Annotated in this window: 25 protein-coding genes and 1 pseudogene; 12 read left to right on the top strand and 14 right to left on the bottom strand. The window is 68.6% G+C overall.

The window, feature by feature from the left end; translation table 11 throughout:
• The 5 genes and pseudogenes from QM569_RS05485 to QM569_RS05465 all read right to left on the bottom strand — a co-directional run.
• Positions 1-2723 (bottom strand): annotated as a pseudogene (locus QM569_RS05485) (DUF490 domain-containing protein); the annotation flags it as partial.
• Positions 2723-4609, bottom strand: coding sequence for an autotransporter assembly complex protein TamA (locus QM569_RS05480; protein ID WP_414986219.1), 1887 nt, complete (start codon positions 4607-4609; stop codon positions 2723-2725). The gene QM569_RS05480 and the pseudogene QM569_RS05485, both read right to left, overlap by 1 nt.
• 168 nt (positions 4610-4777) lie before the next feature.
• Complete coding sequence (locus tag QM569_RS05475) at positions 4778-5965, bottom strand: vWA domain-containing protein (protein ID WP_414986218.1); 1188 nt, start codon at positions 5963-5965, stop codon at positions 4778-4780.
• Between the two features lie 18 nt (positions 5966-5983).
• Positions 5984-6586, bottom strand: a complete 603-nt coding sequence (locus QM569_RS05470) for a GNAT family N-acetyltransferase (protein WP_414986217.1) — start codon at positions 6584-6586, stop codon at positions 5984-5986.
• A 1-nt stretch (position 6587) separates the two neighbouring features.
• Complete coding sequence (locus QM569_RS05465; RefSeq protein ID WP_414986216.1) at positions 6588-7442, bottom strand: AAA family ATPase; 855 nt, start codon at positions 7440-7442, stop codon at positions 6588-6590.
• A 107-nt stretch (positions 7443-7549) separates the two neighbouring features.
• Here QM569_RS05465 and QM569_RS05460 point away from each other — a divergent pair, with 107 nt between their 5' ends.
• On the top strand, positions 7550-8224 hold the full coding sequence (locus QM569_RS05460) for a c-type cytochrome (RefSeq protein WP_414986215.1): 675 nt from the start codon (positions 7550-7552) through the stop codon (positions 8222-8224).
• 52 nt (positions 8225-8276) lie between these two features.
• Here QM569_RS05460 and QM569_RS05455 read toward each other — a convergent pair whose 3' ends face one another.
• Positions 8277-8711 (bottom strand): DUF1841 family protein, encoded by a 435-nt coding sequence (locus tag QM569_RS05455; protein ID WP_414986214.1) that lies wholly within the window; start codon positions 8709-8711, stop codon positions 8277-8279.
• Between the two features lie 96 nt (positions 8712-8807).
• On the opposite strand from QM569_RS05455, the gene pcaF reads away from it, so the two are divergent.
• Positions 8808-10019: a 3-oxoadipyl-CoA thiolase gene (pcaF, locus tag QM569_RS05450; RefSeq protein WP_414986213.1), complete on the top strand. Its 1212-nt coding sequence runs from the start codon at positions 8808-8810 to the stop codon at positions 10017-10019.
• Here pcaF and QM569_RS05445 read toward each other — a convergent pair.
• Complete coding sequence (locus tag QM569_RS05445; protein ID WP_414986212.1) at positions 9953-10261, bottom strand: hypothetical protein; 309 nt, start codon at positions 10259-10261, stop codon at positions 9953-9955. The two genes, pcaF and QM569_RS05445, sit on opposite strands and share 67 nt — an antisense overlap.
• 102 nt (positions 10262-10363) lie before the next feature.
• Between QM569_RS05445 and QM569_RS05440 the strand changes: the two genes are divergently transcribed.
• Positions 10364-10567 (top strand): addiction module protein, encoded by a 204-nt coding sequence (locus QM569_RS05440; protein ID WP_414986211.1) that lies wholly within the window; start codon positions 10364-10366, stop codon positions 10565-10567.
• 525 nt (positions 10568-11092) lie between these two features.
• Here the strand turns inward: QM569_RS05440 and QM569_RS05435 are convergent.
• The 5 genes from QM569_RS05435 to QM569_RS05415 form a co-directional block, all read right to left on the bottom strand.
• The gene (locus QM569_RS05435; protein ID WP_414986210.1) at positions 11093-13597 is read right to left on the bottom strand and encodes a TonB-dependent siderophore receptor; all 2505 of its coding nucleotides are present in this window, start codon (positions 13595-13597) and stop codon (positions 11093-11095) included.
• Positions 13598-13756: 159 nt separating this feature from the next.
• Positions 13757-14155, bottom strand: a complete 399-nt coding sequence (locus QM569_RS05430) for a type II toxin-antitoxin system VapC family toxin (protein ID WP_414986209.1) — start codon at positions 14153-14155, stop codon at positions 13757-13759.
• Complete coding sequence (locus QM569_RS05425; RefSeq protein WP_414986208.1) at positions 14155-14367, bottom strand: AbrB/MazE/SpoVT family DNA-binding domain-containing protein; 213 nt, start codon at positions 14365-14367, stop codon at positions 14155-14157. Before QM569_RS05425 ends, QM569_RS05430 begins: the two co-directional genes overlap by 1 nt.
• 57 nt (positions 14368-14424) lie before the next feature.
• The gene (locus QM569_RS05420; RefSeq protein ID WP_414986207.1) at positions 14425-15411 is read right to left on the bottom strand and encodes a FecR domain-containing protein; all 987 of its coding nucleotides are present in this window, start codon (positions 15409-15411) and stop codon (positions 14425-14427) included.
• The gene (locus QM569_RS05415) at positions 15408-15953 is read right to left on the bottom strand and encodes a sigma-70 family RNA polymerase sigma factor (protein WP_414986206.1); all 546 of its coding nucleotides are present in this window, start codon (positions 15951-15953) and stop codon (positions 15408-15410) included. The genes QM569_RS05420 and QM569_RS05415 overlap by 4 nt, the downstream gene beginning before the upstream one ends.
• Before the next feature lie 238 nt (positions 15954-16191).
• On the opposite strand from QM569_RS05415, the gene QM569_RS05410 reads away from it, so the two are divergent.
• The 3 genes from QM569_RS05410 to QM569_RS05400 all read left to right on the top strand — a co-directional run bounded on the left by QM569_RS05410 (position 16192) and on the right by QM569_RS05400 (position 18297).
• Entirely contained in the window at positions 16192-16809 is a 618-nt protein-coding gene (locus QM569_RS05410) for an AAA family ATPase (RefSeq protein ID WP_414986205.1), read from the top strand.
• 64 nt (positions 16810-16873) lie between these two features.
• Positions 16874-17338, top strand: coding sequence for a MaoC family dehydratase (locus QM569_RS05405; RefSeq protein ID WP_414986221.1), 465 nt, complete (start codon positions 16874-16876; stop codon positions 17336-17338).
• Positions 17339-17358: 20 nt separating this feature from the next.
• The gene (locus QM569_RS05400; protein WP_414986204.1) at positions 17359-18297 is read left to right on the top strand and encodes a LysR family transcriptional regulator; all 939 of its coding nucleotides are present in this window, start codon (positions 17359-17361) and stop codon (positions 18295-18297) included.
• Here QM569_RS05400 and QM569_RS05395 read toward each other — a convergent pair.
• Together QM569_RS05395 and QM569_RS05390 are read right to left on the bottom strand one after the other, a co-directional pair.
• Positions 18290-18820 carry a tRNA (cytidine(34)-2'-O)-methyltransferase gene (locus tag QM569_RS05395; protein WP_414986203.1) on the bottom strand — a complete coding sequence of 177 codons (531 nt, stop codon included), beginning with the start codon at positions 18818-18820 and terminating at the stop codon, positions 18290-18292. The genes QM569_RS05400 and QM569_RS05395 overlap by 8 nt on opposite strands.
• Before the next feature lie 55 nt (positions 18821-18875).
• Positions 18876-19601, bottom strand: coding sequence for a ComF family protein (locus tag QM569_RS05390; RefSeq protein WP_414986202.1), 726 nt, complete (start codon positions 19599-19601; stop codon positions 18876-18878).
• Positions 19602-19624: 23 nt separating this feature from the next.
• Between QM569_RS05390 and QM569_RS05385 the strand changes: the two genes are divergently transcribed.
• The 6 genes from QM569_RS05385 to QM569_RS05360 all read left to right on the top strand — a co-directional run bounded on the left by QM569_RS05385 (position 19625) and on the right by QM569_RS05360 (position 24515).
• Positions 19625-20515, top strand: a complete 891-nt coding sequence (locus QM569_RS05385) for a class I SAM-dependent methyltransferase (RefSeq protein WP_414986201.1) — start codon at positions 19625-19627, stop codon at positions 20513-20515.
• 222 nt (positions 20516-20737) lie between these two features.
• The gene (coxB, locus tag QM569_RS05380; protein WP_414986200.1) at positions 20738-21907 is read left to right on the top strand and encodes a cytochrome c oxidase subunit II; all 1170 of its coding nucleotides are present in this window, start codon (positions 20738-20740) and stop codon (positions 21905-21907) included.
• 34 nt (positions 21908-21941) lie between these two features.
• The gene (ctaD, locus tag QM569_RS05375; protein ID WP_414986199.1) at positions 21942-23585 is read left to right on the top strand and encodes a cytochrome c oxidase subunit I; all 1644 of its coding nucleotides are present in this window, start codon (positions 21942-21944) and stop codon (positions 23583-23585) included.
• 11 nt (positions 23586-23596) lie between these two features.
• On the top strand, positions 23597-23707 hold the full coding sequence (locus QM569_RS05370; protein WP_414986220.1) for a cytochrome oxidase small assembly protein: 111 nt from the start codon (positions 23597-23599) through the stop codon (positions 23705-23707).
• 14 nt (positions 23708-23721) lie between these two features.
• Positions 23722-24321, top strand: coding sequence for a cytochrome c oxidase assembly protein (locus QM569_RS05365; protein WP_414986198.1), 600 nt, complete (start codon positions 23722-23724; stop codon positions 24319-24321).
• Positions 24318-24515, top strand: a complete 198-nt coding sequence (locus QM569_RS05360; RefSeq protein WP_414986197.1) for a DUF2970 domain-containing protein — start codon at positions 24318-24320, stop codon at positions 24513-24515. Before QM569_RS05365 ends, QM569_RS05360 begins: the two co-directional genes overlap by 4 nt.
• The last annotated feature ends 50 nt before the right edge of the window (positions 24516-24565 follow it).

Below are 24565 nucleotides of genomic sequence, written 5' to 3'. Positions count from 1 at the left end.
GCGCGGAGGCTGCCCGCCAGCGGCGCATCGGCGGGCCAGGCGGCGCCGGACAGGCTGCGGCCCGCCAGCGCGAGCCGGGTGCTGGCGCTGGCGTCGATCTCACCCGCGCGTTCGCTGGCCCACGCCAGACGGGCGCGCAGGGCCTCGCCCTCCAGCTCCAGCGCGGCCTCGGCCTGCCGCACGCCGGCCGGTGCGCCCGCGAGGGATGGGCTGGCGGATGCTTCGGTGGCGATGGGGGCCGTGGCGCCCGCGCCCACGCCCTGGCCGCTGCTTTGCACGGCGGTGACGGCGGTGGGGTCGCCCGCCAGGATGCGCAGGTCGCCGCTGGCGCGCCGCAGGCTGGCGCTGGCGCGCGCGGGCGTGCTGGCGGTGTCCACGTTCCATTGGCCGTCCAGCACGATGCTGGTGGCCAGGCCCATGCGCGCCAGCAGGGGCTGGCCTTGCGTGCCGCCGATGCCCAGGGCATCGACCCAGGCCATGGGCAGGCCGGTCAGGCTGCCCTGGGTCTGCACCTGCAGCGCCGGGCCGGTGACCACGCGCACGGGCTGCCAGCGCAGCGCCACGGTGCCGGGCGCGGGGCCGGTCAGGCGCGCCTGGCCAGCGGATGCCTGCACCGTGATCGCCTCGGCGCTGCTGCGGCGGGCCGTGACGCTCACGGGCTCGGCCAGTTGCAGCGTCCAGGGGCCGGGCCGCTGGGCGTCATGCGCCTGCAGGCGCAGTTCGCGGATCTGCGCCTGCCACTGCCCGGCCCCGGCCAGCCCGCCGCCCACGCGGGTTTGCAGGGCGAGCCGCTGCATCTGCTGCGGCTGGCCTGCGTTCAGGCGCAGCTCGCCGTCCAGCGACAGCGCGGCCTGCTGGGCGGTGCCGGACAGCTCGGCCTTCAGCGCGCGCAGTTGCAGCGCCGTGCCCCGGTTGCCCCCGGCCTGGGGCGCGGGCAGCGCCAGGTCCAGCTGCGGGGTGTTCAGCGTGGCCTGCAGCTCGAAGGCGTTCTTGCCCGCGCTGGCGGTTTTCAACTGGTGCGCCAGCGCCTGCCAGCCGCCCTTCCAGCGCGCGCTCAATTGCGCGGAGCCCGTGGCGGCGGCGCCCTGCAGCGCGTCCTGCGCGGCGCGGCCCACCCAGGGCAGGCCGGTCAGCCAGCGCTGGGTGGCCGCGGCGTCGGCCCATTGCACCTGCAGGTCGCCCGCACCAGCCTCGGGCGCGGCGCTGCCCTGGGCGCGGGCGGTGGCGCCCGGCACGGACAGCGCCACCCGGCCCTGCACGGCGCCGTCGGCCAGCGCCACGTTCACATCGCTGGCTTCGGCGCGGGCCTGTAGTGCGTCCAGCAGCAGGCGCTCCAGCCGCACGGTGCGGTGCGCTGGCTGCCACTGGCCTTGCGCCATGAAGGCGTTGATGCGCAGCGGTGCGTTGCGGGTGGGGGCGGCGACCGCGCGGATGTCGGCATCGAAGCGCACGGCATCCCCCTGCGTGCGCGCGTGGATGCGGCCCGCCAGCGGGGCGGCGGCCAGCGCGGTGTGCAGGCTGCCGGGCTGCAGGTTGCGCAGATCGGCCTGGCCTTGCAGCGCGCCGGTGGCAGGGGTGTAGCTGCCCTGCAGCGTCGCCGCGCCGCTGTTGGTGGCGGCCTGGGCCTGGTGTACGGTCCAGCGCGCGCCGTCGTAGCGGGCCTGGGCCTGCAGGGTGGTCAGCGGCAGGCGGTTCTTGTCCCACGGCCCGGCCAGTTCGTTGCGCAGGTTGGCCTGCAGCGCCCAGCCCGTGCCGTCCGGCCCGGCCTGCACCGTGCCGTGCAGCCGCGTCGCGGGCGCCTGGGGCCACAGCGCGGCCAGGTTGACGGCGCGCAATGCGGCGCTGGCGGCTTCGAGCGGCTGGGGCGCCCAGGGCGCGAGCGTGGCCTGCACGTCGGACTGCATGGCCGCGTCGCCCGCGTGTACCCGCGCCTGCAACTGCAGCCGGGCGGCGGCGGTGGCGAGCGTGCCTTGCAGCGTGGCCTGCGCGCTCAGGGGCAGGCTGGCGCCGCCGCCGGGGACGGCGGCGTCCAAGGCGCCGTCCAACGTGGCATCCAGGGCCAGGGGCGGCTGCGCCTGCAGCGTGGCGCGGGCCGTGTAGCGGCCCTGGGCCAGCGCCAGGCGGGTGATGTTCAGGCGGTGTACCTGGCCGTCGAAGCGGTAGTCGCCCGCCAGGCCCTGCGCTTGCACGGCGGGGGCGCCTGCCCACACGATCTCGTCCACGCGGAAGGGCACGCCCACCTGCAGCGGCAGCGCCAGTTGCGTGGGCGGCATCGCGGGGCCCGTGCTGGGCGCGGCGTCCAGCGGCGTGATGCGGACGCGGGCGGCGTGGACCTCGCCCAGCTCCAGCCGCTGCCGCAGCAGGGGCGCGAGCTGCCAGCCCAGGGTGATGTCGTGTGCTTCCACCACCAGGGCCGGGCTGCTCCAGCGCAGCCAGCCTATGCGCCCGCCGTCGCGCAGCGAGCCGCTGACATCGCGGCTGTCGAGCTGCTGCCCTGCGGGCAGGTGCTGCGCCGCGCGTGCCAGCGCCGTGGCCAGCGAGGTCTGGCCGCCCGCCCACCACCATGCGGCGGTCGCAGCGGCGACCAGCAGCACGATCAGCGCGGCCAGCAGCCAGCCCAGCGCCCGCAGGGCGCGGCGGCGGCGGGGCGGGCGCTGGGGAGGCGATGCCCCGGCGCTGAAGTCCGGCGACGGGGGGCGCGTGGCGCGGGGGCTTGTGCGCATCAGAAGCTGAACCCCAGCCGCAGGTGCAGCCGCACCTCTTGGGTCTTCACGCCATAGGCCAGGTCGGCTTGCAGCGGCCCCACGGGGCTGCGCCAGCGCACCCCGGCGCCCACGCCCACGCGGGGGTCGAGGTCGCCCGCGCGGTCGGCCACGGCGCCCGCGTCGATGAACAGGGCGCTTTCCCAATCGGTCATGGCGCCGTTGTAAACGATGGGGCGCTGCCATTCGACGCTGCCCACGGCCAGATAGCGACCGCCGTAGAGCAGGCCGTTGCGGGTGCGCGCGCCGATGCTGCGGTAGCCGTAGCCGCGCACGGTGGTGTCGCCGCCGGTGATGAAAAGCTGGGTCACCGGCACATCGGCGCCGTCGCGCGCGAACACCGCGCCCGCCTCGGTGCGGATGGCCACGCGGGCGCCGCGGGACTGGCCTGCGTCGTCCTGCACCCGGCCCGCGGGCACGAAGGTCTGCCACCGCACCAGCGTGCGCACGAACGGGTCGCGCGCGGGGCGCAGCGTGGTGCCCAGGCCCAGCTCCACGGCCAGGCCGTGGCCGCGCGTGGGGGCGGTGGGGTTGTCGAAGTAGCGGCCCGTCCAGCCGTAGTTCACGCTCAGGGCCGTGCTCGACGGCGGGGCGCTGGGCCCCTGGCTGTGGGCGTAGTCGTACTGCAGGAAGTAGCTGCGGTCGATGCGCTTGGTACTTTTGCTGCGGCCCCAGCGCAGGCGGCCGCTGTGGACCTCGTAGTCGCCCGTGGATTCGCGCTGCACCAGGCCGCCTGAGAACCAGCGCCAGCCGCCGTCGTCGGGCAGGGCGGTCCATTCGGTGCTGGCGGTCTTGGCCTCCCGGTCCAGCGACAGCTTGCTGACCGCACGCCACCCCAGGCCCGGTATCTGGTTGTGGATGTGCTCCAGCGACAGGCGCGCGCCGCTGTCGGTGGAAAAGCCCGGGCCGAACACCAGCTTTTGCAGCCGCGCCTCGCGCACCTGGGCCACCACGGGCGCGGCCTCGGGGTCCGTGCCCTCGGTGTCGAGCGTGAGGAACACCGCGTCGTAGTAGCCGCTGCTGGCCAGGCGCAGCTGCGCGTCGAGCAGCTCGGCCTCGTCATAGACGGCCCCGGTGGGCAGCTGCGCGAGGCGCCGCGCGCCGCCCTCGTCGTAGCGCTCGCTGCCCACCACGCGCAGCGGCCCGAAATGGTAGGCCGGGCCGGGTTCGTAGGTGACGCTCAGGCGGGCCTGGTGCGTGTCGGCGTCCACCTCGGCACGGCTGCTGGCGATGCGGGCCGTGGGGTGGCGGTGTGCCTGCAGCGCACGCAGTCCGCCGGACTTGGCGGCGTCCCAGGCCGACTGGGTGAACGGCTGGCCGGGCCTGAGGGTCCAGCCGCTTTGCACTTGCTGCTGCTGTTGGGCGCTGGCCTCGGCTGCGGGGGCTGTGCCTGCGCCTGTGGCGAAGCCGATGCCCACGCTGTCCACCCGCGTCTGCGGCCCGGGCTGCACGGTGACGACGACGGTGCGCAGGGCGGCGGGGGGCTCGGTCAGCTCGACCGTGATGGTGGGCGCGAAGTAGCCCAGCGTACACAGCAGCTCGCGCGCATTGGCGTCGGCGGCGCCCAGCAGGCGCTGCAACTCGCTGGCGTTCAGGTCGGGCAGGGTGCGAAAGCGCTGCAGCTCCAGGTGGCGCTCCAGCGTGGCGCGCACGGCGTCGGGGGCGCGCACCTCGACGGCGAACGATGGGGCGGCGCGGGCTTCGGCGGCGGGCTGTTCGCCGTCGCTCTTGTCGGCGCTGGCCTGCGGCAGCAGGCTGCACCCTTGTACAAGGCAGGCGGCGCCGAAAAGCAGCAACGCCGACCACGGTGTCGGCGTTGGGGATGCGGGGCAGGTGCGGAAAAACACGGGCGCCACTATGCCCCGAAAAGAACCCTCTTTTGTGTCAGACAGTTTCGTGTTTCAAAAACGATAGCTGACAGCGCCCTCTGATCAATGCTTTCAGATAAAAAACACTATGAAAGTCATATAAGTCGGGCACAGGCAGCTACTGAAACAGGAGCAGCCTTCACTTGCTCACTTGGACAGCAGCCGCATGGTTTCTTCCAGCCCCTTGAGCGACAGCGGGTACATGCGGTTGCCCATGATCTGCTGGATGATGCTGATGCTCTGGCGGTACTGCCACACGCCCTGGGGCTCGGGGTTGATCCACGCGAACTTGGGGAAGGCGTGCGTGAGGCGCTGCAGCCATTCGGCGCCCGGCTCCTCGTTGTTGTATTCCACGCTGCCGCCGGGCTGCAGGATCTCGTAGGGGCTCATGGTCGCGTCGCCCACGAAGATCAGCTTGTAGTCCTTGTTGTACTTGCGGATGATGTCCCAGGTCGGGAACTTCTCGGCGAAGCGGCGGCGGTTGTTCTTCCACATGAAGTCATAGACGCAGTTGTGGAAGTAATAGAACTCCAGGTGCTTGAACTCGCTCTTGACGGCGCTGAACAGCTCCTCGACGCGCTGGATGTGCTCGTCCATCGTGCCGCCCACGTCCATCAGCAGCAGCACCTTCACGTTGTTGTGGCGCTCGGGCACCATCTTGATGTCCAGGTAGCCCGCGTTGGCGGCCGTGCTGCGGATGGTGTCGGGCAGGTCCAGCTCCAGCTCGTGCCCCTCGCGCGCGAACTTGCGCAGGCGGCGCAGCGCCACCTTGATGTTGCGCGTGCCCAGCTCCTGCTGGTCGTCGTAGTCCTTGTAGGCGCGCTGCTCCCACACCTTCACGGCGCTCTTGTTCTTGCCCTGCCCGCCGATGCGCACGCCCTGCGGGTTGTAGCCGCCGTGGCCGAACGGGCTGGTGCCGCCCGTGCCGATCCACTTGCTGCCGCCCTCGTGGCGCTCCTTCTGCTCCTCCAGGCGTTTTTTGAGCGTCTCCATCAGCTCGTCCCAGCCCATCTTCTCGATGGCGGCCTTCTGCTCGGGCGTGAGCTCGTTCTCCAGGATCTTGCGCAGCCAGTCGGCAGGGATTTCCTTGGTGAAGTCGGCCACCATCTCCACGCCCTTGAAGTAGGCGCCGAAGGCCCGGTCGAACTTGTCGTAGTGCTTCTCGTCCTTCACCAGCGTGAGGCGCGCGAGGTTGTAGAAGTCGTCCAGACTCCAGGCATCGTCGGAGCGCGGGCCGACCACGCCCGCCTGCAGCGCTTCGAGCAGCGTGAGGTATTCCTTCACCGACACGGGCAGCTTGCCCGCGCGCAGGGCGTAGAAGAAGTCGATCAGCATGTTTTTGGCCTCTAGCGCTTATGCAGTCTGCGCATGTAGCTCCTGAAGATATAGCAAATGCGCTTTGGCTTCGGGCCATTCGCCCGCGCGCATGCTGTACATCACCGTGTCGCGGATCGTGCCGTCGCGGCGCAGCGCGTGGCCGCGCAGCACGCCGTCCTTCTTCGCGCCCAGGCGCTCGATGGCGCGCTGGCTGGCAAAGTTGAAGTTGTCCGTGCGCCAGCCCACCACGTGGCACTGCAGCGTGTCGAAGGCGTGGCCCATCATCAGCAGTTTGCACGTGGTGTTGACGTGGGTGCGCTGCACGCTTTTTGCGTACCACGTCCAGCCGATCTCCACGCGGCGCACGGCGGGCAGGATGTCGTGGTAGCTGGTCGTGCCCAGCACGGCGCCGCTGGCGTCATCAACCACGGCGAAGGCCAGGCGCGAGCCTTCATCGCGCATCTTCAGCGCAGTCTCGATGTAGGCGCGCGTGTCCTGCGGCTCGGGCACGGAGGTGACGCGGATCTTCCACAGCTCGCCATCGGCGGCGGCCTCGCGCAGACCCGCCTCGTGTACCAGCGCCAGCGGCTCCAGGCGCACGCCGCGATCGCGCAGTGTGACGGGCAGGGTGAAGGCCATGTCAGCGGTTGCGCTGATTCATGAAGACGAGCTTTTCGAACAGGCTCACGTCCTGCTCGTTCTTGAGCAGCGCGCCCACCAGCGGCGGCACGGCCACCTTGTTGTCGGCGCTTTGCAGGGCTTCGAGGGGGATGTCCTCGGCCACCAGCAGCTTGAGCCAGTCGAGCAACTCGCTGGTCGAGGGCTTCTTCTTGAGGCCGGGCAGGTTGCGCACGTCGTAGAAGGTCTTCATCGCCACCGTGAGCAACTCGCTCTTGAGCGTGGGGAAGTGAACGCCCACGATCTGCCGCATGGTGTCGGCATCGGGGAACTTGATGAAGTGGAAGAAGCAGCGGCGCAGGAAGGCGTCGGGCAGCTCCTTCTCGTTGTTGGAGGTGATGAACACGAGAGGGCGGTGCTTGGCGCGGATCAGTTCGCGCGTCTCGTAGCAGTAGAACTCCATGCGGTCGATCTCGCGCAGCAGGTCGTTCGGGAACTCGATGTCGGCCTTGTCGATCTCGTCGATCAGCAGCGCCACCGGCTGGTCCGCCGTGAAAGCCTGCCACAGCACGCCCTGCACGATGTAGTTGCGGATGTTCTTCACGCGCTCGGCGCTGTCGCCATCATTGAGCTGGCTGTCGCGCAGGCGGCTCACCGCGTCGTATTCGTACAGGCCCTGCTGCGCCTTGGTGGTGCTCTTGATGTGCCACTGCAAAAGCGGCATGGAGAGCGCCTGCGCGACCTCCTCGGCCAGCATGGTCTTGCCCGTGCCGGGCTCGCCCTTGATGAGCAGCGGGCGCTGCAGCGTGATGGCGGCGTTCACCGCGAGCATGAGGTCCTGGGTGGCGACGTAGTTCTGGGAACCTTGGAATTTCATGGGGAAATCACGGATCGTTGGAGAAGGGGGCTTGACAGGCGCTGGCTATAATTGACGGTTAATCAGAGCCCAGAGCTGAACAACTTCCACGAGATTGTGCGCGCAAAATGACTAAAACGCTGACCACGCTATTTGCCCTGGCTGTCGCTTCCGTGACCGCCGTCTCCCATGCCCAGGAAGCCAAGGGCGACGTGGAAGCAGGCAAGCAAAAGATCGCCATGTGCATCGGCTGCCACGGCATTCCGGGCTACCAGGCCAGCTTTCCGGAAGTCCACAAGGTGCCCATGATCTCGGGGCAGAGCGCCAAGTACATCGCCGCCGCCCTCACCGCCTACCAGAAGGGCGAGCGCAAGCACCCCACCATGCGCGGCATCGCCGCGTCGCTGACCGAGCAGGACATCGCCGACGTGTCGGCCTACTACGAGCAGCACGGCAAGACCGGCGCCGAACTGCCGCCCAAGCCCACCCGCGAGCCCAGCGCGCAAGTGGCCGCGCTGCTGCAAAAGGGCGCTTGCGTGTCCTGCCACGGCGACAACTTCGCCAAGCCCATCGACCCGTCCTACCCCAAGATCGCGGGCCAGCACGCCGACTACCTGTTCGTGGCCCTGAAGTCCTACAAGGCCGAGAAGAACGCCAACGTGGGCCGCAGCAACGCCGTCATGGGCGGCGTGGCCAAGCAATTCACCAACGCCGAACTGAAGGCCCTGGCGGGGTACATCAGCAGCCTGGATGGCGACCTGCACGTGGTGCCGCAATCGCGCTTCCGTTCCGCCTCCAAGTAAGGAGCGGGGCTCCAACAAAAAACCCGCAGTCAGCGGGTTTTTTTACGCCTGCTCAATCCTGCGTGGCCCGTCTTTGCACGCAGGCGATGTACGCCTCGCCGTCGGGTGGGCGGCCCGCGCGCTGGCTTTCCCACAGCATCTGGCCCAGGCAGTCCATGGCGGCGTGGTGCGCGTCGTGCAGCGAGTCGAGGCGCGCGGTCAGCAGCTCCACCGCCTGGCGGATGCCGCGCGGCTGGTCGATGCTGCACTGCTCGCTGATCGACAGGTGCATGGACAGGTGCAGGAAGGGGTTGGTACGGCCCGGCGTCTCCTCGTAGTTGCGGGCCACCGCCGCGTCCGCGTCGGACAGGTCGGCGTGGTACTCGGGGTGCTCGGCGATCCACAGGCTTGCCAAGGTCTCGATGGCTTCCATGGGCGCACCGCTCTGCGTCTTGGCATGCACGCCGCACAGAAAGCGGCGCACGTCGGCTTGGGTGGGGTTGAACATAGGGCGCGAAGCCTAGCACGGTGTCGCAAAAGAGCGTGCTGCGCGCGGCCCGTGCGCCTAAGATGCCCGCCGCCATTCATCCAGAGAGACGCCGCCATGACCAGCCGCCGCCATGCCTTCATCTGCGACGCCATCCGCACGCCCTTTGGCCGCTATGGCGGCGCCCTGTCCAGCGTGCGCACCGACGACCTGGGCGCCATCCCCATCCGGGCGCTGATGGAGCGCAACCCCGGCGTGGATTGGGCGGCGGTGGCCGACGTGCTCTACGGCTGCGCCAACCAGGCGGGCGAGGACAATCGCAACGTGGCGCGCATGTCGGCCTTGCTGGCGGGCCTGCCGATGGACGTGCCCGGCGCCACCATCAACCGCCTGTGCGGCTCGGGGCTGGACGCCGTGGGATCTGCGGCGCGCGCGATCAAGGCAGGCGAGGCGGGCCTGATGATCGCGGGCGGTGTGGAGAGCATGAGCCGCGCCCCCTTCGTCATGCCCAAAGCCGAAAGCGCCTTCAGCCGCGCCAACGCGGTCTATGACACCACCATCGGCTGGCGCTTCGTCAACAAGCTCATGAAGGCGCAGTACGGCGTGGACTCCATGCCCGAGACGGCCGAGAACGTGGCGGGCGATTTCAGGATCGAGCGCGAGGCGCAGGACCGCATGGCCCTGGCGAGCCAGCGCAAGGCCGTGGCCGCGCAGCAGGCGGGCCACCTGGCGCGCGAGATCGTGCCCGTGACCGTCCCGCAGAAGAAGGGCGACCCCCTCGTCGTGGACCAGGACGAGCACCCGCGCGAGACCAGCCTCGAAGCCCTGGCCAAGCTCAAGGGCGTGGTGCGCCCCGACGGCACCGTGACGGCAGGCAACGCCAGCGGCGTGAACGACGGCGCCTGCGCGCTGCTGCTGGCCGACGAGGCGAGCGCCGCCCGGTACGGCCTCACCCCCCGCGCCCGCGTGGTCGGCATGGCCGTGGCGGGCGTGGCCCCGCGCATCATGGGCTTTGGCCCCGCGCCCGCCGTGCGCAAGGTGCTGGCGCTCACGGGCCTCACGCTCGACCAGATGGACGTGATCGAACTCAACGAAGCCTTCGCCGCCCAGGGCCTGGCCGTGCTGCGCGACCTGGGCCTGGCCGACGACGACCGCCGCGTGAACCAGTGGGGCGGCGCCATCGCCCTGGGCCACCCGCTGGGCGCATCGGGTGCTCGCCTGGCCACCACGGCGGTGAACCAGCTCCACGCGCTGGGCGGGCGCTATGCGCTGTGCAGCATGTGCATTGGCGTGGGGCAGGGCATCGCCGCCATCCTGGAGCGGGTGTGAGCTAGTGCTCCAGGTTCCACACCAGCTTCACCATCGCGCGTGACGCTGCGCTCGTCCGCCTCGGTTTCGCCGAAGTCGATGTTCAGCGCCGCCGTGGTGCGCAGGCCCGCATCGCTCTCGTGGAACAGCTCCAGGCCGGGTTCCAGCCGCGTCCTGGGCCGCACCTGCGTCCAGTGCGCCTCCATCGCCAGCGCCAGCCAGGCCCAGGGTGCAGGCCAGCAGCGCCGCCAGCAGCAGGGCATCACGCATGCGCGGCCTCGATCCGGGGCAGCACCGCTACCGCGCGCCGCCATGCTAGAGTGGCCCGCCATCCGCACCGCGATAGGCCAAACGGGAGCCCGCCCATGTTGACCCTGGACAAACTCACACGCACCGAAAAGCTGCAGTTGATGGAAGCCCTGTGGGACGACCTCAGTGCAGACGCCGACGCGCTGCCCTCCCCCGCCTGGCATCGGCAGGCGCTGGATGCGGCGCAGGAAGCGCTGGCCTGCGGCCAGGCCCAATTCATCGACTGGACGCAGGCCAAGCACACGCTACGCGGCGAATGAGGCGAATCCGTGTCCTGAGCCTGGCGCTGAACGACCTGCGGCACGGTCGCGCCTTCTACGAGCAACAGCAACCGGGCATTGGCGACTATTTTCTGAGCAGGCCATCAGCACATAGCCCAGCACCAGGCCGAACCAGGTGTGTGACCAGGCCATGGACTGACGCAGGCTGGGGGGTGGGTCGGTTTTAAGCATCAAATGGGCCTCCAGCGCTTATGCAGTAAGCACTTGAAGCTATCAATACAGTAGTAATCAAGCCGCTGCCCTCAGCCCACCAGCCGCGACTGCAGCAGCGAGGCAGCCCCTGCCATCAGCGCCCCGCCGCCGCACAGCACAGCCCAAACGCGCCACAGGCTGCGCTCCGCAAAGGCCCACAGAAAAGCCGCCAGGTACAGCAGCAGGCCCAGCAGGGCGGCCAGGTGCTCGGCGTCGTGGAACGGCAGGCCCAGCGCGTACAGGCCGCCCAGCAGGGCGGCGGCGATGCGCAGCGGCCCCGGCCAACACTTGCGGGCGGACAGACGCGCGGCGTCAGAACTGGTACTTCAGCGCGGCGTTGAAGCTGCGCGGCGCGCCGTAAACCAGCACGCCGTACGACGATGACCCGTAGTACTTCTTGTCGAACAGGTTCTTCACGTTGAACTGCACGCTGGTCTTCGGGGTGATCTGGTAGTGCGCCATCAAATCCACCACGGAATATGCGCGCTGCCCCACGTGCTCCGACAGGCCGGTGACGGGGTTGGTCAGGTAGTAGGGCACCGTGCTCTGCCAAGCCAGGCCGCCTCCCAAGGTCAGGCCCGCCAGCGCACCGCCGAGCCGGACCTTGGTGAAGAGCTTGAATTGCTGGCGCGGCTGTGCGGGATTGACGTTCTCGCCCTGCGCGTCCCGCGCACTGAACTTGGTCCATGCGGCGCCGAGGTGCCAGCCCGGTATCACCTCGCCCGCCACCTCCAGCTCAACGCCTTGCGACTTGGCCCCCTTCGCGGGCCGCATCGCCTGGAAGACCGTTCCCGGCACGAGATAGCCCTCGTCGGGCACCGCCAGCTTGTCCTGCTCGATGCGGAACACCGCCGCGCTCGCGTTGAGCCGGCCATCCAGAAACGCCCCCTTCACGCCGACTTCGAGGCCGCTTCCGTCCACGGGCTCCAGCCGGTTGCCATTGCGATCCTGGGAGAATGACTGCGGCTTGAAGATCTTGGTGTACGAGGCGTAGGCCGAGACCTGCTTGTTCAGGTCATACACCAGTCCGCCATACGGAATCAGCACGTTGTTGCGGCGGTCTTTGAAAGTCGTCCAATCCGCCACGTAGTCATACGTCCAGTTGGCCAGCCGTGCCCCCAGAACCAGTTTGAGCGCATCGCTCAATTGCAAACGCGTGGCCGCGTAGGCAGCAGTCTGCCGCTCTGCGATTGTCCCCTCAACAAAAAGCTCTCCCCAAAGGGGCTCTGGGTAGATTCCATTCCAAAGGTTGAAATTGCCGACAGGTGCAAAGTCCGGTGCATCCGCAGCCGAGGCTACGTACTTCACGCGGTTGTGGGTCAATCCCACCATCAACTCATGCGTGCGGCCCCAAAGCTGGAAGGGGCCGCTGGCCGAAAAGCTCAGTTGCGTCTGCGCCTGGTCGTATTTGTAGATGCGGCCCCACGGCTCCATCCCGAGGCCCGTCGCACGGTCGGACAAGCCCTCCAGCCAGAGCAGCTTCCAGTCTTCGTGGTGCTTGCGGTAACTCAGGTCGGCGCGCAGCTTCCAGCCGCTGCTCAGTGCATGGTCCAGCGTGGCGAAAGCCGCGCGGTCTCCGGTGTCCCAGCGATTCCAGCGGGCGGCGGCTGTTTTCGAGCGCTGCCAGTCCGTGCGCGTGCCGTCGGCATACCAATAGTTCAGTCCGTTCCATGACACGCCGGAGCGCTTGTCGCTCTGCCCGCTGGCGCCGACGCTCAAGCGCGTGTGGGGTGTCAGGTCGGCCTCCACCACGCCGTAGAGCACGGTGGCCTTCTTGCCTTCCAGGTCCACGTAGGAGTTCTCGTTCACGGCGTGGGCCACCAGCCGCCCGCGCACCGTGCCGCTGGCATTCAGCGGTGTGGACAGGTCGGCGGTGGCGGCGCGGTGGTTCCAGGAGCCCAGCTCGGCCTGCACGGAGCCGGTGAACCGGTCGCTGTCGGCCCGCTTGCGCACGAGGTTGATGCTGGCTGACGGATCCCCCATGCCGTTGAGCAGGCCGCTCGGCCCACGCACCATTTCCACACGGTCGTAGAGCACCGTGCTGGTGGTTTCCAGCCCGACCCACCCGCTCTGCGCAGGCACGCCGTCGATCTGGTAGTTGCTGACGCTGAAACCGCGCGAAAAGACCATGTTGCGAGCCCCGTCGTCCGCAACCACCGACACGCCCGCCGTGGTTTCCAGGGCGTCCTGCACCCGCTCAATGGCCTGGTCATCCATGCGCTGGCGCGTGACCACCGTCACCGACTGCGGCGTGTCGCGCAGCGACAGGTTCAGCCCGGTGGCCGCGCTGGTGCTGCGCGTGGTGTACGAACCGGTGCCTTCGGTGGTGCCGTCACCCAGCGCCTGCGCCGTGACCTGCACCTCGGTCAGCGTGGCCGTGGCCTGGCTCCCGGCAGAACTGCTGGCAGCACTGCTTTCCGTCCTGGCCGCTGCGGGCCGCAGCACGTACCGGCCCTGCCCGTCAGGCACCGCCTCCAGCCCCGTGCCCGCCAGCAAGGCGGCCAGCGCCTCGCCGGGCGTGCGGTTGCCTTTCACGCCGGGGCTGTCCTTGCCCTTGGCGAGTTCGGTGCTGCCCGACAGCAGCACGCCCGATTCGGACAAAAAGCGCACCAGCACCGTACTCAGCGGCCCGGCAGGAATGTCGTAGCTGCGTGCGCTGGCCTGGCTCGCCGGTGCCGCCTGCGCGTGCGCAGGGTCGGCCCAGCCGCTGGCGGCTGCGCCGACAACCGCCAGTTGCACGGCCAGCACCATGGGGCGCAGGGCGAAGCGCGCTGGTTGCGCGGCAGGGGTTGGGTGGTGTGTTGCGTGACGAGACATGTGATCCCTCCTCTCCGGTTGGTTTGCTGGTTCAAAGAAAGCTGCGGGCCGTTGCGTTGGCCCTGGCAGGTGAACCGGATGAGCGGGGGAAAAGTGGAAATAGATGGGGCGAATTTCGGAGAAATTTGCCGAACCCTGTGGCCGCGCGGCGGCAGATGGTCAGTTCAGGCGGCCTTTGGCGAACAAGGCCACGCTTGGCAGATCCCTGAAGTGCGCATCGCAGGTGAGCAGTTCCGCGCCCTGGTGGCGTGCCGTTGCATAGACGATGGCATCTGCGGTAGCCAGCTTGTATTCGCGGTGGAGGTCAGCTGCCCGCAGGGCGATGGCGGTGTCCAGGGGTAGGACGATGCATTTGTGCGTGTATGCAATCACCTGGTCGGCCTTTTCCTCGCCTAGTTCGCGTACCAGCCACTTCGACAGTTCGAGTTGAACGATGGTGGGCACGATGCAGCGCGATTTTTCTGGGAATTCCTGGCCCAGTTGCTTGCCGAGTGCGCTGCCTGTGAGCCATTCGATCCAGGCGGAGGTGTCGATCACGCGCAGCGGTGGCGAGGCCATCAGTAGCGGTCTTCCCGGTCGCGGTAGCCATCGGTGCGGGCACCCTGGGCAATGCCTGCCAGTTGCTCCAGCGTGGGAACCGGCATGACCAGCACGCCTTTGCCCTTGGGAATGAACACGAACTCCTGCCCGGCCTGCCAGTGCTGTTCTTCGCGCACGGCCTTGGGGATGGAAATCTGGAATTTGCTCGACAGGGTGGCGGTTGTGGTCATGTTCGTACCCTTGGCGTATCGATGGGGTATTGGTAAGAGTATATCGATCCAAGGCCGCTACCGCGCACGCGCCTGCACGGTCGTCCACCACGGCAGCGGGCGCCGCACCTGGATGGGCAGGGCGCGCTGGAGCATGGCGAGCGCGCCGTCCACGTCGTCCAGCGGGTAGCTGCCGAGCACGGCGAGCCCGGCCACCTCGGGCGCGACGGCGATGTGGCCGCGCTGGTAGCGGGCCAGTTCGGCGATGACCTCGCGCAGCGGGATGTCCTGCGCGAGCAGTACGCCGCGCGCCCAGGCTTCGCGCGCCGGGTCGGCCGGGGTGGCGGCCAGCAGGTGCCCTGCGGTGAAGCGCGCCTGCTGGCCCGCAGCCAGCGTGGCGGTCTCGGCGCTGGCGGCCAGGGTGATCTGCACGGCGCCTTCATAGACGGCGAGCTGGGTGCCGCCTTCTTCATCCAGGCGCACGCTGAAGCGTGTGCCCAGCGCGCGCATGCGACCGTGGGCGGTCTCGACGACGAAGGGGCGCTGTGCGTCGGCGGCGGTCTGGATGAGGATTTCGCCGGTGCGCAGGCGCAGGCGGCGCTGGCTGGCGCTGTATTGCTCATCGACGGCGCTGGCGCTGGCGAGCCAGAGCCGGGTGCCGTCGGCCAGGCGCAGGTCGCGCCGCTCGCCGGTGGCGGTGCGGTGGTCGGCGGTCCAAGCCATGAGGGCGCCGAGCGCGCCGGGCCGCTGCCAGGCGGCCCAGCCGAGCATGCCGCCCGCCCCGGCCATGGCGGCCACGCCGAGCACGGTACGGCGGCGGGCGAGGCGGCTGCTGGCGGCGTGCAACGCGTCGGCGGCCAGGCGTGGCGAGGTGTCGGCCTGCAAGGGCTGGAAGCGCTGGCCGATGCGCTCCACGAAGGCCCAGGCGGCGCTGCTGTCTTCGCTGGCGGCGAGCCAGTCGTGCCAGCGCGCGCGGTCGGCCTCGGTGGCGGTGCCGGATTGCAGCAGCGAGAACCAGGCGGCGGCCTGCTCCATGGCCTCGTGCGGGGGCAGCGCTGCCTTCATGCGGTGGGCTGGCCGGTCAGCGCCACGTGGCGCGCTTCGAGCTGCATGCAGTGCAGCATGGCGCGGGTGATGTAGTGGCCGACCATGCGCGAGGAGACGCCCAGCTCGCGCGCGACTTCCTGGTGGGTCATGCCGCAGGCGGTGGCGAGCACGAAGGCGCGGGCGGCCTTGGGCGGCAGGCCGCGCAGCATGGCGTCGATCGCATGCAGCGCCTGGAGCACGGATGCCTGCGCTTCGGCGGAAGGGGCGTGGGCTTCGGGCTGCGCGGCCAGGGTTTCCAGCCAGGCGCGCTCGATTTCGCGGTGGCGCCACAGGTCGATGCACAGGCCGTTGGCAATGGTGCGCAGGTAGGCCCGGGCCTCGCCGCCGCTGGCGAAGCTGCGGGGCCGGGTGATCAGGCGCAGAAAGGTGTCGTGCGCCAGGTCGGCGGCGTCGGTGGCGCTGCCCAGGCGATAGCGCAGCCAGCCCTGCAGCCAGCCGTGGTGGTCGGTGTAGAGGGTGTTGACCTGTTGCTGCTGAAGTGCGAACTCTGCGGCGCCCACGATGCTTTCTCTGTGCCCCGTGGCGTGGCCGCAGGGAGGATGATGATGAGAATTGGTCGCATTCTATTCGCGTCGCACGCTGCCTGTTTCAGTAAGATGCAGGTCCCCATCGGTTTTCCCGGGGCGGGGGTGCCTGGCGTCAGGCGCGGCACGCAGCATGCTTCAATTTTGATAGCTTCTGGTGCTTGTCCAGAAAGCGCTAGAGCCCTATTTGGCTTGTAATTCCGAGGAGATCGTCATGCCAGTGATCGTCGTCGCCAACCCCAAGGGGGGCGTGGGCAAGTCCACGCTGTCCACCAACATCGCGGGCTACCTGGCGAGCCAGGGGCGGGACGTGGTGCTGGGCGACACCGACCGCCAGCAGTCCGCCCGGCTGTGGCTGGGCCTGCGCCCGGCCGCCGCGCGCGCCATCGGCCTGTGGGACGCCAGCTCGGACGTGGTCAGCCGCCCGCCCAGGAGCGCCACGCACGCGGTGCTGGACACCCCCGCCGGTTTGCACGGCTGGCGCCTGAACGACGCGCTCCGGCTGGCCGACAAGGTCATCGTGCCGCTGCAGCCCAGCGTGTTCGACATCTTCGCCACGCGCGCCTTTCTGGACCAGTTGGCCGAGCGCCGCCACGCGGCGGGCGCGCAGGTGGGCATCGTCGGCATGCGCGTGGACGCGCGCACCAAGGCCGCCGAGCAACTGCACCACTTCGTGGACGGGCTGGGCCTGCCGGTGCTGGGCTACCTGCGTGACACGCAGAACTACGTACACCTGGCCGCCCACGGCCTGACGCTGTTCGACGTGGCCCCGGGCCGCGTGGCGCGCGACCTGGAGCAGTGGCAGGGCATCTGCGCCTGGCTGGACGCCTGAGAGCGGGTTCCCAGTCTCCTGCCAGACAAGCCCCGCCGCTGCGCAGCGCTACATTGCATTCATGATGAAAACCTTCCATTCCTATTCCGAAGTCAGCGCCTGCGTGGGGCAAGAGGTCGTCGTGACCGACTGGATCACCATCACGCAGGAGCAGGTCAACCAGTTCGCCGACGCCACAGGCGACCACCAGTGGATCCACGTGGACCCGGAGCGCGCCAAGGCCGGGCCGTTCGGCGCGCCCATCGCGCACGGGTTCCTCACGCTGTCGCTGCTCCCGCGCTTTTTCGAGACGGCCTTCACCATCGAAGGCACGCGCATGGGCGTCAACTACGGTCTCAACCGCGTGCGCTTCACCGCGCCGGTGCCGGTGGGCAGCCGCCTGCGCGCGCGCCTCACGCTGCAGGCCACCGAGCCGGTCGCGCCGGACGGCCTGCAGATGACCTGGCTGGTCACGGTGGAGCGCGAGGGCAGCGACAAACCGGTGTGCGTGGCCGAGTCGCTGGCCCGCAGCTTCGGCGCACCGGCCTGATCTTCTGAGCGGCTTGCGCCATGGACCGTCTGCAGGCCATGAAGGTCTTCGCGCGCGTGGTGGAAGAGGGCGGTTTCGCCGCCGCCGCCCGTGCCATGGACATGTCGCCCCCGGTGGTCACCCGCATGGTGGCCGACCTGGAGCGGCACCTGGGCACCCGCCTGTTGCAGCGCACGACCCGCAAGCTGGCGCTGACCGACGCTGGGGACGCTTACCTTCAGCGCGTGCGCGCCATCCTGCACGAGATCGACGACGCCGAGGCAGCCGCCGTGGCCAGCACGCGCGACCTGCGCGGCACCATCCGCATCGTGGCCGCGCCGGTGCTGGTCACCCATTTCCTGGCGCCCCTGGTGGCGCCGTGGCATGCGCAGTTCCCCAGGCTGCTGCTCGACATCAGCCTCGACGCCTTCGCCTCGGCCCGCGTGGACGAGTTCGACGTGACCATCATGGTCGCGGGCGAGGACTTCGACGCCAACGTCGTGGCGCGCCCGCTGCAGCACGGCGAGGCCATCGTGGTGGCATCGCCCGCGTACCTGAAGCGCCGGGGTACGCCGCGCGAGCCGCAGGACCTGGCGCAGCACGACCTGCTGCGCGACTCCGGCGTGGCCGCGCGCTCGCAAATGGGGCCGGGCCGCAAGCTGCGGCTGCAGCCCGCCAGCGGCGACGGGCCCGCGCAAGAGGTGGACATGCCCGCCGTGCTCCAGTCCGTGAGCACCGAGCTGCTGCTGCGCGCCGCGCTGGACGGGGTGGGCGTGGTCGTCACCTCGCGCCTTCTGGCCGAGGAGCACCTGGCCCGCGGCGAGCTGGTGCATGTGCTGCCGGACTGGGTGTTCTCGCGCTACACCATCTACGCGGCGCTGCCCTCGGGCCGCATGCTGCCCGCGCGCACCAAGGTGTTCCTGGATTTTTTGACGCAGCAGGTACCCCGCGCGGTGGCGGAGAAGCGCGGCCCTAGTTGAGTTGCGCGAAGCCGCTGATGATCGTGCCCTCTTCGGGCTCGGTTTCAATGGCGCCGTCGGGCATGGCGAAGCTGTTCTGCCGCCACGCCTCGAACACCGTCACCGCCACCGCGTTGGACAGGTTCAGGCTGCGCTGGCCCGGCACCATGGGCAGGCGCAGGCGCTGGGCGGGCGGGAAGCTGTCGCGCAACTCGGGCGGCAGGCCCCGCGTCTCGGCGCCGAACACCAGCCAGTCGCCCGGCAAAAAGCAGCACGAATGCGCGGGCTGCGATCCATGGGTGGTCATGGCAAACATGCGGGCCGGGTCGGGCTGGGCATCGCGCAGGAACGCGGTCCAGCCGGGGTGGCGCAGCACCTGGGCGTATTCGTGGTAGTCCAGGCCCGCGCGGCGCATCTGCTTGTCGTCCATCGAGAAGCCCAGCGGCTCGACCAGGTGCAGCGTGCAGCCCGTGTTGGCGGCCAGGCGGATCACGTTGCCAGTGTTGGGCGGGATCTCGGGTTCGACGAGGACGATGTGGAACATAGGAATGTGATTGTCTGCATCCAGTGCGTGCATTATGTAATCAAAAGTATCCGCTTCATTCATTGATCGGCGTGCGCGCGAACACCAGGGCGGTGACGTGGCCCGCGCCAGCCTCGCGCAGCGCCTGGGTGGCGGCGTGCAGGGTGGCGCCGGTGGTCATCACGTCGTCCACCAGCACCAGCCGCTGGCCGCGCAGCGCCGTGGCGCGCGCGGGCTCCAGCGCGAAGGCATGGCGCAGGTTGCGCAGCCGCTGGGCGCGCGGCAGGCTGCTTTGCGCCTCAGTGGCGTGCAGGCGCAGCAGGCTTTGGGTGTCGGCCTTCGCGCCCGCCAGGTGCCGTGCCAGCAAGGCCGCCTGGTTGTAGCCGCGCTCGCGCAGGCGCTCCATCGACAGGGGCACGGGCAGCACGCGGTCCGCCGCATCCAGCGCGGGCTCCACCCAGGGCGCGCTGCGCATCAGCGTGGCGAGCGTGCCCGCCCAGCCGGGGTCGCCCTGGAACTTGAACTGCGCCAGGGCGGCGGCCCAGGGGTAGCCGTAGTCCACCGCCGCCAGACAGGCGTCGAACAGCGGCGGCTCCCGCAGGCAGGCGCCGCAGACCGCGACGCCCTCGGGCACCCGCAGGGCGCAGCGCTGGCAGCGCGCGGCGGGCCGGGCGAAACGCGCCGAGCAGCCGTCGCACACACGCCGCGCGGGCCAGTTGCGGCACACGGCGCATTGGCTGGGCACGCGGTCCGCAAAGGCGTGCAGGCGCTGCGTAATCCACGGCACACCTTTGAAAAGCATGAGTCAATATACTCCCGCGTCCCATGTCGTCCGAGCGCCCTCCCACCATCGACCCCGTGGCCGCCGCCCGCTGGCACGCCGCCGCCCCCGCGCTGTCGCCCTGGCTGCACGAGGAAGTGGCGCGCCGCATGGAGGACCGCCTGCAGTGGATCCGCCAGGCGCCGCAGGCATGGTGCCATTGGGACGCCGTGCGCGGCGGCCTGCAGGCGCATGCGCTGGTGAGTACCCGCTATCCGCAGTCCCGCTGCCAAATCCATGAAAGCGCTCCGCACTGTCTGCTCGTGGCGCAGCGGGCGTTGTCCAGGCCCTGGTGGAGCCCGGCCCGCTGGGGCGCGGCCAGCCCGCAGTGGGGCGCGCCCGCCGATGCCAGCGTGCAGATGCTGTGGGCCAACATGGCGCTGCACACGGCAGCCGACCCGCAGGGCCTGATCGCGCAATGGCACCGCGCGCTGGCCGTGGACGGCTACCTCATGTTCTCGTGCCTGGGGCCGGACACGCTGCGCGAGTTGCACGCTGTCTATGCCGCTCTGGGCTGGCCGCCCGCAGGCCATGCGTTCACCGACATGCACGACTGGGGCGACATGCTGGTGCATGCCGGTTTCGCCGAGCCGGTGATGGACATGGAGCGCATCACGCTGACCTTCGCCACGCCCGAGCGGCTGCTGCTGGAACTGCGCGAGCTGGGCTGCAACCTGCACCCCGCGCGCTTTCCAGCGCTGCGCGGGCGGCGCTGGCGCGAACGGCTGCACCAGGCGCTGGCCGACCGGCTGGCCGACCCGGCCCACGGCGGCCAGTTGGCGCTGACTTTCGAGATCATCTATGGACATGCCTTCAAGCCCGCCCCGCGCATGCGCGTAAGCGCCAGCAGCGCCGTTTCGCTAGAGGACATGCGCGCCATGCTGCGCAAGGGTTGACGGGCGTCAGGAACGCGTCCGCAGCCCCTGAAATCAGGGCGTTCCAACACAGGGTTAGCCTGTATCCGTCTGTCAATGACGTGGAACAAGGCACGCTACAATTCAAGGTTATTGAGATTTCGAGCAGGCGGCAGGCATCTTCCTGCGCGACCTTGCGCGCCACCTGACCCCACGCGGGTGGGCGCAAGGGATTGGTTCAATTGAGGCTTAGAAGTGAGAACTATGAAGAGCATTACCAACAAGCTGGCTTCTCTGCTGCTGGTCGCCGGTGCATGGGTGGGCTCTGCGGCCCATGCCGTCCAGGACCTGCCTGGTGGCCCCGCAGTCAACCAGCTGAACCTGGCGCCCCCCGTCACCAAGATCGCGCAAGAGCAGCATTTCCTGCACTGGATGATGCTCATCATCTGCACGGTGATCTTTGTTGCAGTGTTCTCCGTGATGTTCTACTCGATCTGGAAGCACCGCCGCTCCAAGGGAGCCCAATCGGCCAACTTCCATGAGTCCGTCACCGTCGAGGTGGTATGGACCGTGATCCCCTTCATCATCGTGATCCTGATGGCCCTGCCTGCCACCAAGGTGTTGGTGGCCCAGAAGGACACGACCAACGCCGATATCACCATCAAGACCACGGGGTACCAGTGGAAGTGGGGCTATGACTACCTCACCGGCGAGGGCGAGGGGCTGGCGTTCATCTCCACGCTGGACAGCAGCCACCGCGTGATGTCCGACAGCGGCAACGTCAAAGAGGCTCCCGCTGACTACCTGCTGAAGGTGGACAACCCCATGGTTGTGCCCGTGGGCAAGAAGATCCGCATCATCACCACCGCCAACGATGTGATCCACGCCTTCATGGTGCCTGCCTTCGGCATCAAGCAGGACGCGATTCCCGGCTTTGTGCGCGACACCTGGTTCCGCGCCGAGAAGGTGGGCGACTACTACGGCCAGTGTGCCGAACTGTGCGGCAAGGAGCATGCCTACATGCCCATCCACGTGAAGGTGGTCTCCGCCGAGGACTACACCGCCTGGGTGGCTGCCGAGAAAAAGAAGGCCGCCGCCAAGGCCGATGACCCCAGCAAGGTCTGGACGCTGGACGACATCGTGAAGCGCGGCGAGAAGGTCTATGCCGCCAACTGCGCCGCCTGCCACCAGGCCAACGGCAAGGGCGCGGGGCCCATCAAGCCGCTGGACGGCTCGGCCATCGTGCTGGATGCGGACCACGCCAAACAACTCCAGATCGTGCTCAAGGGCGCTGCCAATGGCGCCATGCCCTCCTGGGCGCAACTGAGCGACACCGACATCGCTGCGGTGGTGAGCTACACCAAGAACGCCTGGTCCAACAAGACCGGCCAGCTGGTGCAACCCGCCGAAGTCGTGGCCCAGCGCGGCAAGTAATCGACCATCGCCCCATCGAATTGAGGAATAGAAAATGAGCGCAGTTCTCGACAACCACGGGCACGCGGGCGATCACGGCCACGGTGACCACGACCATAGCCACGGCCACCACGGCCCCACCGGCTGGCGCCGCTGGGTGTTTGCCACCAACCACAAGGACATCGGTACGCTGTACCTGCTGTTCTCGTTCACCATGCTGATGATCGGCGGCGTCCTGGCCCTGCTGATTCGCGCCGAGCTGTTCCAGCCCGGCCTGCAACTGGTCAACCCCGAGTTGTTCAACCAGCTCACCACCATGCACGGCCTCATCATGGTGTTCGGCGCCATCATGCCGGCCTTCGTGGGCTTCGCGAACTGGATGCTGCCGCTGCAGATCGGCGCGTCCGACATGGCCTTCGCGCGCATGAACAACTTCAGCTTCTGGCTGATGATCCCGGCAGCCATCATGCTCGTCGCCTCGTTCTTCATGCCCGGCGGCGCGCCCGCCGCGGGCTGGACGCTGTATGCGCCGCTCACGCTGCAGATGGGCCCTTCCATGGACGCTGGCATCTTCGCCATGCACATCCTGGGCGCCTCGTCGATCATGGGCTCGATCAACATCATCGTGACCATCCTCAACATGCGGGCCCCCGGGATGACGCTGATGAAGATGCCCATGTTCGCCTGGACCTGGCTCATCACGGCCTACCTGCTGATTGCCGTGATGCCCGTGCTGGCCGGTGCCATCACCATGACGCTGACGGACCGCCACTTCGGTACCAGCTTCTTCAACCCCGCAGGCGGCGGTGACCCGGTGATGTACCAGCATATCTTCTGGTTCTTCGGCCACCCCGAGGTGTACATCATGATCTTGCCGGCCTTCGGCATCATCAGCCAGATCGTGCCCGCCTTCGCGCGCAAGAAGCTGTTCGGCTATGCCTCCATGGTGTATGCCACCTCGTCCATCGCCATCCTGTCGTTCATCGTGTGGGCCCACCACATGTTCACGACCGGCATGCCCGTGACCGGTCAGCTGTTCTTCATGTACGCCACCATGCTGATCTCGGTGCCCACGGCCGTGAAGATCTTCAACTGGGTCGCCACCATGTGGCGTGGCTCCATGACGTTCGAGACCCCCATGCTGTTCGCCGTGGGCTTCATCTTCGTGTTCACCATGGGCGGCTTCACCGGCCTGATCCTGGCCATGGCGCCCATCGACATCCAGTTGCAGGACACCTACTACGTGGTGGCGCACTTCCACTACGTGCTGGTGGCGGGCTCGCTGTTCTCCATGTTCGCGGGCGTGTACTACTGGCTGCCCAAGTGGACGGGCCACATGTACTCCGAGACCCGCGGTCAGATCCACTTCTGGGGTTCGCTGATCACCTTCAACATCACCTTCTTCCCGATGCACTTCCTGGGCCTGGCCGGCATGCCCCGCCGCTATGCCGACTACCCCATGCAGTTCGCCGACTTCAACATGATCGCGTCCATCGGTGCCTTCGGTTTCGGGCTGATGCAGGTCTATTTCTTCCTGGCAGTCGTGCTGCCCGCCATGTGCGGCAAGGGCCCCAAGGCCCCGCAGAAGCCCTGGGACGGCGCCGAGGGCCTGGAATGGGAAGTGCCTTCGCCCGCACCGTTCCACACCTTCGAGAACCCGCCCAAGCTGGACGCCACCGCAACCCGCGTGATCGGCTGAACGCCATGCCCATGACACCCGAGCAGAAGAAGAGCAACCTGCGGCTGGCGCTGATCCTGGCGTCCGTGGCGGCGGCGTTCTTCGTCGGGTTCATGGCCAAGATGGTGTTGCTGTCCCACTGAACGGGCCACCTTCCATGAGCCTGCGCCGCGAAAACGCCAAGATGGTCGGCAAGCTGGCCGTGATAGCGGCTGGCATGTTCGCCTTCGGCTACGTGCTGGTGCCCATCTACAAGCACATCTGCGAGGTGACGGGCATCAACATCCTGTCGCTGTCCGAGCGCCAGGTGCCCGGCAACGGCGCAGCGGGCAAGAATGTGAAGCTGCCCGCGAACACGCAGGTGGACACCAGCCGCACCATCACTGTGGAGTTCGATGCGAACGCGCGCGGCCCCTGGGACTTCAAGCCCGCGCAGCGATCGGTGAAGGTCCACCCGGGCGAGCTGACGACGGTGATGTACGAGTTCCAGAACGTGCAGAACCGCCGCATGTCCGCGCAGGCCATTCCGAGCTACGCGCCGCACCAGGCCGCCGCACACTTCAACAAGCTGGAGTGCTTCTGCTTCAACCAGTACACGCTGGAGCCGGGCGAGAAAAAGGAATGGCCCGTGGCCTTCGTCATCGACCCGCGCCTGTCCAAGGACGTGACGACCATCACGCTGTCCTACACCTTCTTCGAGGTGGGCGGCAAGACCCCCGCCGCGTTGGCAGGCCATGCCACGGGAGTCGGTTCATGAGCGGCGCCGAACACAAGGGCTCGCTGCCACGCACCGTGCGCGCTGTGGCCTGGTCGCTGATTGGCCTGCGCAAGGGCAGCGATTACGAGCAGGACGTGGCCCGGCTCAACCCGCTGCACATCATTGCCGTGGGGCTGGCGGCGGTCTTCCTGCTGGTGGTCGGCCTGATCGCGCTGGTGAACTGGATCGTGTGAGCGCGGACGCCACGGAAACGAACAAACAAAGATAGATCGAGAGAATCAGG

Source organism: Acidovorax sp. (assembly GCF_047607405.1).
Lineage (GTDB): Bacteria > Pseudomonadota > Gammaproteobacteria > Burkholderiales > Burkholderiaceae_C > Acidovorax.
This window is presented reverse-complemented; position numbering and strand designations above follow the sequence as displayed.